General features: G+C 57.1%; 9 protein-coding genes. 2 read left to right on the plus strand and 7 right to left on the minus strand.

Annotated elements, in window-relative coordinates; genetic code table 11:
- Positions 1-160 precede the first annotated feature (160 nt).
- From NKI24_RS35085 to NKI24_RS35100, 4 genes are all read right to left on the minus strand, one after another.
- Complete coding sequence (locus NKI24_RS35085; protein WP_352750723.1) at positions 161-1,681, minus strand: sugar ABC transporter ATP-binding protein; 1,521 nt, start codon at positions 1,679-1,681, stop codon at positions 161-163.
- Position 1,682: 1 nt separating this feature from the next.
- Complete coding sequence (locus NKI24_RS35090; RefSeq protein WP_352750724.1) at positions 1,683-2,654, minus strand: ABC transporter permease; 972 nt, start codon at positions 2,652-2,654, stop codon at positions 1,683-1,685.
- On the minus strand, positions 2,651-3,691 hold the full coding sequence (locus tag NKI24_RS35095; protein WP_352750725.1) for an ABC transporter permease: 1,041 nt from the start codon (positions 3,689-3,691) through the stop codon (positions 2,651-2,653). The genes NKI24_RS35090 and NKI24_RS35095 overlap by 4 nt, the downstream gene beginning before the upstream one ends.
- Before the next feature lie 133 nt (positions 3,692-3,824).
- Entirely contained in the window at positions 3,825-4,850 is a 1,026-nt protein-coding gene (locus tag NKI24_RS35100) for a sugar ABC transporter substrate-binding protein (protein WP_023680812.1), read from the minus strand.
- A 206-nt stretch (positions 4,851-5,056) separates the two neighbouring features.
- Here NKI24_RS35100 and NKI24_RS35105 point away from each other — a divergent pair, with 206 nt between their 5' ends.
- On the plus strand, positions 5,057-5,749 hold the full coding sequence (locus NKI24_RS35105; protein WP_352750726.1) for a GntR family transcriptional regulator: 693 nt from the start codon (positions 5,057-5,059) through the stop codon (positions 5,747-5,749).
- Positions 5,736-6,512, plus strand: coding sequence for an SDR family NAD(P)-dependent oxidoreductase (locus NKI24_RS35110; protein ID WP_352750727.1), 777 nt, complete (start codon positions 5,736-5,738; stop codon positions 6,510-6,512). Before NKI24_RS35105 ends, NKI24_RS35110 begins: the two co-directional genes overlap by 14 nt.
- Positions 6,513-7,134: 622 nt before the next feature.
- Here NKI24_RS35110 and NKI24_RS35120 read toward each other — a convergent pair.
- The 3 genes from NKI24_RS35120 to NKI24_RS35130 all read right to left on the minus strand — a co-directional run.
- A complete protein-coding gene (locus tag NKI24_RS35120) occupies positions 7,135-8,106 on the minus strand; it encodes an oxygenase MpaB family protein (protein ID WP_352750728.1) in 972 nt (323 codons plus the stop codon).
- Between the two features lie 300 nt (positions 8,107-8,406).
- A complete protein-coding gene (locus NKI24_RS35125) occupies positions 8,407-8,787 on the minus strand; it encodes a DUF4062 domain-containing protein (protein ID WP_352750730.1) in 381 nt (126 codons plus the stop codon).
- A 224-nt stretch (positions 8,788-9,011) separates the two neighbouring features.
- The coding region (locus tag NKI24_RS35130; RefSeq protein ID WP_352750732.1) for a Crp/Fnr family transcriptional regulator at positions 9,012-9,603 on the minus strand (592 nt) is incomplete at its 5' end.

A 9,603-nucleotide genomic window follows, 5' to 3' on the forward strand; every position in this document is an offset into this window, starting at 1 on the left:
GTCGTCCAAGGGTGGCTGCGCTGAGGCGCGTGGTTCCCGTCGCTGCGCTCAAGCCACCCAGCCGCGCAACGTCGAGAAACAACCTTAGATCGTCCCAGCCGATATCCATTTTGCAGAAATGAAAAACTCCTTGCGACCGTGGCTGTAGCGCGTGAGGAGCTTAGGCGGCCTCAGACCTGTGGATCAGATTCATGATGCCCTCGCTCATGCCGGCATAGGATCCGTCATTGATTAACTGGCCCTGAAGCCGGTAGTCGTTCATGACCAGAATCCTGTCAGCGAGCAGGATCATTTCGGGCATGTCGCTCGTGATCAGCAAAATAGCAGTGCCGTTGTCGGCGAGTTCGCGCAGCAAATCGTGCAGGTAAGCCTTGGTCTTGATGTCGATGCCGACTGACGGCTCGTCAACCAGCAAGATCTTGACGCCTGCCGCCAGCCATTTGGCGACGCTGATTTTCTGCTGATTGCCACCCGAAAGGTTGACCACCGTCTGCGCGAGGCTCGGTGTTTTCACCTCAAGCTTCTCGATGTATGGCGTTACCTTGTGTCGCACGAGGCGGTCGGTGAGAAATCCGAGAAGTGCCGAAAGGGGGCGCCACACTGCAATTCCAGCATTTGCCAGCACCGAATGCATCAAGACCAGACCTTCGCCCTTTCGATCTTCGCTGACGTATCCCACACGATGCGTGTGGATAGCTTCGCCGACCGACCTGATCTTAACCGGCTTCCCGTCGATCTCGACGGTACCAGCCGTCAGCGGAAACTGACCCAGGATGCATTTTGCAAGCTCGGTCCTTCCGGCGCCCACGAGGCCATAGAGGCCCACAATCTCCCCTTTTCGGACATGCAGATTGACGTCCACATGGCCTAAAGATGTTTCAATGTTCTTGAGCTCCATGGCCGGAGGAGCCCCAGTCGAGTTGCGCTCCCGCCAGCCGCCTTCACCCTCGGCCCGGCCGATCATCAATCGGACAATGTCTTGCCGCCCCAGGCCCTCCATTGGCCGGCTTTCACAGGCATTCGACCCATCCCTCAGCACTGTGACGCTGTCGCAAAGCTCCTGCGCTTCTTCCAGCTTATGGCTGACAAATAGCAGGCTGGCCCCTTGGTCTCGCAGCTTTCGCAAAAACGAGAATAATAGATCAGTTTCACTCGAGGTAAGTGATGCGGTTGGTTCATCCAGGAGAAGCACTCGCGAGCGCAGAGACAAGGCCTTGGCGATTTCGACCAGCTGCATCTTAGCGACGCTAAGGCGCGATACCGGGGTTCTTGGGTCGATGTCTAGGCCGAGGGCCTCAAGCCAACGCGCTGCCTGCTTGTTCAAGTCGGCATAGTCCACCGGCTTTAGCAACGAAGCGCCAAGTTGCTCGAGATGGATATTTTCCGCAACAGAAAACCTCGGGATAAGATTCCGTTCTTGATGTACGACGCCAACACGATGAGCGATGGCCTCGCGCGGCGAGGCGAAATGAACCTCTTGGCCCTCCAGGACGAGGCGGCCGGCATCGGGGTGGTGAACACCGGTAATGATCTTGATAAGCGTTGACTTCCCTGCGCCGTTTTCGCCGAGCAAAGCATGTATGGAATGGGTTTTAAGTGTCAGGGAAACGCCCTTCAGGGCCTTTACGCCTGGAAAGGACTTCTCAATGCCCAGAGCCTGGAACGCTATCTCGCTCGCCATTTCAGAGCCTCTTGAGATTTCGTGACAAACGACTTTCGCGAAAACGATTGGCGCCGACTGCCGCCAAGATCATTGCGCCCAGCACGACCTGCACGAGGAATGGGTCGATGTCGAAAAGCACTAGGGCTTGTGTGATTATTGCAACGATCACCACCCCGAGCAGCGTAGCGGGCACGCTGACGTGTCCGCCGGCCAAGACCGCGCCGCCGATCACGGGCGCGGCAAAAGACAAGATTAGCCAGTCGTCGCCGATCGTCGGTTGACCCATTTGTAAACGGGCAACGAGGAGAAGACCGGCAAGCGCTGCAAGAAACCCCGAAAGGGCGTGCGCGATGACAACTGTATTTGCAATCGATATTCCCGACAATTCTGCGGCATGTTGATTGCCGCCGACCGCCAAAATAAACCGCCCTATGGGTTGCCGATTAAGCATCAACCACAAGGCTAGCCCGACAGCCATGGTCGGGAGCATCAACCAAGGAATGATCCCGAAGATCGCGCCCTGTCCGATGGATTTCACGCCGTCTGAGATATCATAAAAGGGTTGGGCATGTGTGATGCCCAAATTGATGCCCTTGTAAACGGACAGGCTGGCGAGGGTAATTACGAACGCCGAAATGCCAGTTCGGGCGATCAGAAATCCGTTTATTACGCCGCATATGACCCCGAGCGACAGCGCGGTTAAGGCGGCAAGGGATGCGGGCACGTGCCACGCGTCCATCATGCCGGCGAAAACAATAGCGCAAAGACCGCCGATAGCCCCGACAGACAAATTCATCTGACCGATAGCGATGATGAGCATTTGCGAAAAGGCGATCAGGCCATTTACTGCAATTGCGAGCAGCAGCACCTGAATATTCAATGGCGACAGGAATGATGGGTTGAAGCCCCCTACGATCGCAACGGCGACGATCGTAACCAGCAGCGGCCCAAACCAGTCGCTCCGCACGGCGTTGGCCAAGGAGCCGTTCATGCCATGTTCCTCCGGGCCAGAAAGGTTCGGCGTGTTTTGTCCATCAATACCGCAGCCAGCAAAAGCAGACCCAAAAAGCTCTGAATCCAGAAATCGCCCAGCTGTAATAGAAGCAAACCACTAGTCAGCATCGTCACCAGAAACGCACCCAGGCACGTCCCCAGCACCGATGCCTTACCGCCCGCCAGAAGCGTTCCCCCCAACACAGGACCAAGGAACGCGATGAGCAGCCAGTCTTGTCCGAGTTGTCCCGCCATTGATGGGATCGCCGCTCCATTGCGTGCGACTAGCATCAGAGCCGCACAGGCGGCGAGCGCGCCAGACAGCATGTGGCAGTATATGAAGATGCGCCCGACATTTATGCCGGACATCTCCGCCGCTTCGGGCTTGGCGCCAGCAGCCAGCATCTCCCGCCCAACCGCCGTCAAATTATAAAGATATCCTAGAAGCAATGCAGCCATGAGGCTGACCAGGAGGAGCGGAGAGAAAAAACCCAACAGCTTGATGCGTCCGAACGCTGCAAAGACGGGTGGCAGAGCGCGATAGGATTCTGCACGCGTCAGGAAAATCATCACGCCGAAGAAAATGCTCATTGTAGCGAGCGTGATGATGAAGCTGTGCAATCCTGTGCGAACGGAAGTCCATCCGTTGATAAAGCCCAGCAAGGCGCCAAGGGCCACGGCTGAGAGAATTGCGAGTGGCCATGGAAGCCCGACCACCTCAATGAGATAGCCGCAAGTCATTGCGGCACAAACGCCGATCGCCCCTACAGCAAGGTTCAACCCCCCAGTTATAACGACGACCATCATGGCCAAGCCGATCATGATGTTGACGGCTGCGATACGACCGAGGGTGAACAAATTGAAGGCCGAAAAGAAACCCTCTGTTGTGAATTTGAAGGCCAGAGCGAAGATCACAATCAGGGCAATGAGCCCGAACTCATTGGTCAGATAGAATCGTGTGTCGGTGGCATTTCTGCGCGGCTTGCCGACGATGTCGCCACTCGGACCCTTCGCCGGCACATCTGAATAAGACATGGTTTCGCACCTTCAATGGCTAGGCCGCCATCTTATCAGGCCTGGCTCTAGGTCACGACAGACACCGTGCAATTTGATTGGACGACCGCCGGGTCTGCTTGAACGCCGCCCGGCGGCATTGGCGGAAGTCTCGTTACTTGCAGGTCAGATAAGTCGCCTGGAAGGTTTCAAAGAGCTTCTTGGTCGTGTCGCGCATGGCGTCAACATAAGTATCGATTTTGTCGGCCGCGACATAGACGGTTCCCGAGTCGATGAACTTGTCAGTGAGGGCATTCTTCTTAAAAGGCGCATCGGTCTTGACCGCGCAACCCGAACGAAGCTTGTCGAGAACGAAAGTGCCGATATAGCCTTGGCCATACGGATTCTGCAGCATTGTGCCATTCACAAAGCCATCCTTGATCGCCTTCAACACAACTTGATCGTGATCAATGGCTACCATCTTGATCCGCTTGTCGCCGATCTTTCGGACTGCGTTCGATGCTACAACCGCAGGGACCCAAGCGGTCGTGATGATGCCATCGACGTCGTTGGCGTGAGCTGCCAGGTAGGCATTAATCTTTTCCTCGGCTGGCTCGGGCGCATCAATGTCAGCGATGACCTGGACGACCGTTGCGCCTTCTTCCTCCGCCGCTTTTTTGACGGCGTCGATGCGAAGCTGGGTATTCGGATCAACAAGGAAGCCGGTGAAATGAGCAATGCGCTTCTTGGTGCCCGTCAGTGTTTTCAAAAGCTCCTTGGTTCCAATGTATGCTGAATTGCCAGTGTCGGTGCCGAGGCAGAAGGTTGCTGAAGAAGGATCCTTGAAGCACCCTGCGCCGCCGATGACAGGCGCGCCATTGGACACGAGCTCGTCGACGGTACTGACCGATCCGACGGGGTCACCTGGGAAAATCAGAAAACCGTTGTAACCCTGGGTCAAAAGGCTCTCGAGCAGCTGGTTCTGCTGGCTGAGTTCCCACTTTTGCGGCACCTTGTAGTCTGCTGCGGCCAGGCCAAAATCCTTGGCAGCATCCTTACCAGCTTGCTCCCACGCCGCGAAGTAGGGGTGCGGACCTCCGGGAACCAGCGCAATTTTTGAATCTCCAGCGGCGAAGGCGGACCCCACGCCTATTGCGGATAGCAGTCCAATCGCGAGCACGCGACGCAAATAGTTCGACATCAAAACTCCTCCCGTTGAGAGCGCCGCCTTCCCGCTTAAAATTGTCGAGACCGCCAGCGCAAATGGCTTGCATTCAGCGCAGAAGTTCTAGTACACTTGTATACAAGGTGCAACTGCTTTTTTGTTGATGGCATTTTTCCGAGGACATTGTGCAAGAAGGCGAGCGGAACGCGATATCGCGTTGCGACCAGAATGGAGCGAAAGCCATGTCTTCCGGATTGGCTGAACTAGACGTGTTTTTGAACCGGCGCAGTTCAGCGAGTGAGCAAATTTACTCCGTCCTGCGCGAGGCAATCGTGCGTGCGAAGCTCTTGCCTGGCGAATCGATTAGTGAAAACGCGGTGTGTCGCCAGTTCAATGTGTCTCGCACACCTGTGAGGGCAGCGATCCAAAGATTGGCCGAAGACGGACTTGTAAGTGTCTTTCCGCAGCTCGGCAGTTTTGTTTCGCAAATTGATATCGTCAGCATCCAAGACAGCCATTTTGTCCGCCGTTCTCTGGAAACTTGCCTTCTTCGCGAAGTTGCGCCGCGTTGGACGCCAGCGATGAGCGCTGAAATGCGTTCACTGGTGGCGGCTCAAGAACGGAGTATCGCTGAGGGCGATATTGACGGATTTCACGACAATGACGAGAATTTTCACCAATTGTTTGCGTCTTTCGCGCAGCGACCGGGAGTTTGGACGACCATCCACGCTGCTAAAGCCAAGCTGACTCGCTTTATTCGTTTCTCCGGCAATGCCGCACGGTTTGCGGTGGTGCTGCAGGAGCATTTGGCAATTCTGGATGCGCTGGATGCCAATGACGGACCCGGTGCGGAAGCCGCATTGGTCGCCCATCTCGATAAAATCTTTGTCCTTTTCGACGCGCATGCGTCGGAGACACACCATGCCGCCGTCTGACCAAGCAACGGAGTCCCGCTTGCAATCGCTAGAAGGAAAAACCGCTGTCGTAACTGGAGGCGCAGGCGCTATCGGCTCCTCAATCGCAGCCGAACTGGCGCGCGCCGGCGCTCAAGTAGCAGTCCTGGATCTGCTCCCCGAGGCCGCAGAGGCCCTGGCGTCGCGGATAGGGCATGGCGCCGTTGCCGTCGGTGTTGATCTGGCAGTTGAGAGTTCAACGCGCGCGGCGGCGGAGAAGGTTCTTCAGCACTTCGGTTCGGTCGATATTTTGGTCAACAATGCTGGCATTCTGTCGAACCACAAAATGGCAGATACCTCGATCGAGGAATGGCGAAGGGTCAACTTAGTCAACGTAGAAGCCGCATTCCTTCTCGCCCAGATATTTCTTCCAGGGATGCGCTCGAAACGGTGGGGTCGGGTGATCAATATCTCCTCCTATGCCGCCAAAAGCGGAGGCTTGACCGCAGGGACGGCGTATTCAGTTTCGAAGAGCGCGATGATCGGGCTGACCTTTTCAATTGCCCGCGAGACCGCTGGCCAGGGCGTGACCTCCAATGCAATTGCGCCTGCCTACGTAATGTCGCCGATGGTTTCCGAACAGCTCAACGACGAACAGCGCGTGGCGCAGCTTGCTCAAATCCCGGTCGGGCGATTTTGCGAACCTCAAGAAGTCGCCCACACCGTTTCATTCCTCGCGTCACCTCGAGCCGGTTTCATCACGGGCGAGGTTATCGACATGAACGGTGGTCTCCATTTCGATTGAGCTGCATACAATGGAAAATCGTCGTTCTTACGCCAATTTGGCGCTCGCATCGGCCGGTGTCCAAATTCCTCGGTACGATCGACGGAGTGTGACGCCCGGAATCGTGCATCTCGGTATCGGCAACTTCCAAAGGGCCCATCAGGCAATCTATACGGATGATTGCTTGGCCGCGGGACAACTCGATTGGGGCATCATTGCAGCCTCCCCCGGAGTTCGGACACGCGGGACGCGCTTGCTCTGCAAGATGGTTTGTACACAGTTGTCAGTCGTCAAGATGAACAGACGAGCCTTCGGATAGTCGGTTCTATCGGCCATATTCTTGTCGCACCGGAGGGCCCCGCTCAGCTGCTGGAGGCGCTCTTTGACCCGCGGATCAGGATCGTGACTTTGACAGTCACCGAGAAGGGCTACACGGTCATCTCGGGCGGCGGCTCCGGCCACGAGCCGGCCCATGCCGGTTTTGACGGTACGACGGCTTCACGTTGCCGGCAGCCGTCCGGTAGTTTGTTCGCGTCTGCTTGGCGGGCCTGCGTCACGCCCCGCCGTCCAGTGGGCTATCGAGTTCGTGCCTTCAAGACGCGTTAACTAGAAGCTGAACGTCTGCACGACGCGTGCCTGACATTTAGTCAAGGAACGAACACTGTCCGGTTCTGTGTAGGTTTTCGGACGCCGTTCGGCGATAGAGATAGCTCTCGGAAAGGCCGAGGCGGCGGCACGACTGGACGGCTGGTGATGAATGAAGCACGGTGCTGTCGCAGATTGCAGCCGTCGTCTTCACAACAGCACGCTCCCACGGCTTCAAGGTCCAGCGGTCGCCGAGTTCCAACCGCTTGCGGACCCATTGGGGTAGGATCTCGACGGCCGCCTTCAGAAGCGGCCGCTGAAGGGGTCGAGCAACTCCCGGCAAGGCGGGAACTTCTTCCATGATCTCCAGGAACTCCGACACGATCGGCGACGCGACGAGTCTTTGCCTCATCACGTCGAACAGCGCGTAAAGCTCGGCCTGAGACGTGGGCGCGCCGACCGCACCATAGAGAAGCGCCACGGGGCGAGCCTCAGCAAACATCGCGTCCCGTTCGAAAAAATGCAGACGATGCACATAGGTGTGATAGGCATCCATGAAACCAAACTCGGCCGTCGCTTGCACCCAGTCCAGCAGCTCCGGGTCGGTGGCGTGGTATGGCTCGCCTTCGCTGGTTCGACCCGAAACGCGCCCATGCATCCTGACCACATCTTCAATCATGGCCTTAGCCTTGGATCGGGGGCCGTAGACCGTGACCAAAGCAGCGAGGCCCGTACGCTGCAATCGTCGGAGCGCGAGGGAGCGGAAGCTGCTGTGCTGCCAAATGGCGTCGCGAACCCGCGGCTCTGCCAATTCGAGCAGCACCGCCGTTACCCCGCCGATGAACAGCGCAACAGGGTTCTTGAAAATGCGCCAGGTTACGGAATTGGGTGGTAACAGCGCCGGCTCGCCTTCCGGAGTCGAGAAGTCCATCTGAGATCCGAGCCGCTGGCGCATGAACGACTGGGCAAGAGTGTCCACACGACGCTCAAGCGGGCGAGGCAGAGAAATGATGCCCGAGTTGCGAAACATGGTACGCCTCGGACTACTGAGAATAGCAAGCGTTAGACCTGTGGCTAGCGGATGCAATATGCACGAACGTCTTTGGTCTTTCCGTCGTTCCAAATCATCCTCGCGCGAAGCCGATGAACCCTGCTTGATCCTTTCTTCGCTTGGGGCTCGGCTCGGCACTCCCGAGCAACCCCCGTTTGCTTAACAGCTGGAAAGACTAAGGGCGGGCCGCCGCTCAGACCACGGTCATAACGTCTAATAGCCATCGCAACCTTACCCGCCAAATCGTCCTTGTTGCGGCAATATTTGACGAGCTTCTTTTCATACAGCTTTCGGAATCTCTCGAGTTTGGCCTTTTTCTCGAACTCGACCTTTTCCGCGGCCCACGTCTTGCGAGCACCGCCTTCGAGCAAAAACGCCACCGGTAGACACGCCTTGGGCGACGGCGTACTCGTACTCCATCTGGGTGTAGCTCTTACCCTTCAACTCTGAGCCGTACCGCTCTGCTACGATGAGTACGTAGTAGTCGCTGTCATCGATGCGCCGCTTAATGTAATCCCATTGAGTGTCGTCGCTGGCTTGGAATGCCTCCATCCCCACAGGAATATGCCCGAGGTTAAGAACGGACTCGATGACCGATCGTCTTTCGTCCACCAAATCGGCGTAGGTCGAGCTGACGAAGATTTGGTATTCAACGTCCATGCGGCTTCACCCTTCGATCCGCCCTTGTAAGTCTGCAAGCAGGCTGGGGATAACGTTCCGTGCCCGCATCAAAAAGCCGAGTCATGATTCTTGCAAGGGGTGAAGCGATCAAAGTCCGATCCGCGCGCTGGCACGCTAGGTTGCCCGGTTTGCCGGAAGGAATAATCATTTGCGGCCGAGGAGTATGAAACGTGCGGTGCCCCCCGCCGCAGCGACAGCCTTCGCTATTCCTTCTTGTCGACCAGCGCCCGTAGTGCCGAGACGTCATGCAGCAATAACCTGCTGCCGCGCTTTTCGATCAGGCCTCTCTTGGCGAGGTCGCTCATTTCGCGCGAGACCGCTTCCCTGTGCGTGCTCATCGTTGCCGCCAGCTCGGAATGCGTCGGTGCCGGGCTTATGGACACCTCGCCGTCCACGAGTGCGGCTTTCTCCGCCCGATGCAGGAGCTCGACGATCAGCCGTTTTCGCACGACCAGAGTGCTGTATTCGAATACCCGCTCTGTCATGCGCCGGAGCTGGGCAGACAGATGCTCAAGCAGCATCCAGGCAAAAGTCGGGTGGGTCATCACGATATCCCGGAATGCTGTGCCGGACAGCCGTGCAGCGCGGGTTGCCTCCAGCGCGACTACGCTGGCAGAGCGTGCAATCCCGTCAATGCCTCCGAGCTCCCCGAAAATGTCACCCGGTTCGACATCGCGATACGCTATCTCCCTGCCGTCCGCTGAAACCAGTGTCACGCGAGCCCGTCCTTCCAGCAGGAAGAAGACATCGCGACCAGTGTCGCCGTGGGAAATGATTAGCTCGTTGTGTCGATAG

Origin of the sequence: Mesorhizobium sp. M0701 (assembly GCF_040320365.1) — a bacterium.
In the GTDB taxonomy this organism is placed as follows: Bacteria; Pseudomonadota; Alphaproteobacteria; order Rhizobiales; family Rhizobiaceae; genus Mesorhizobium.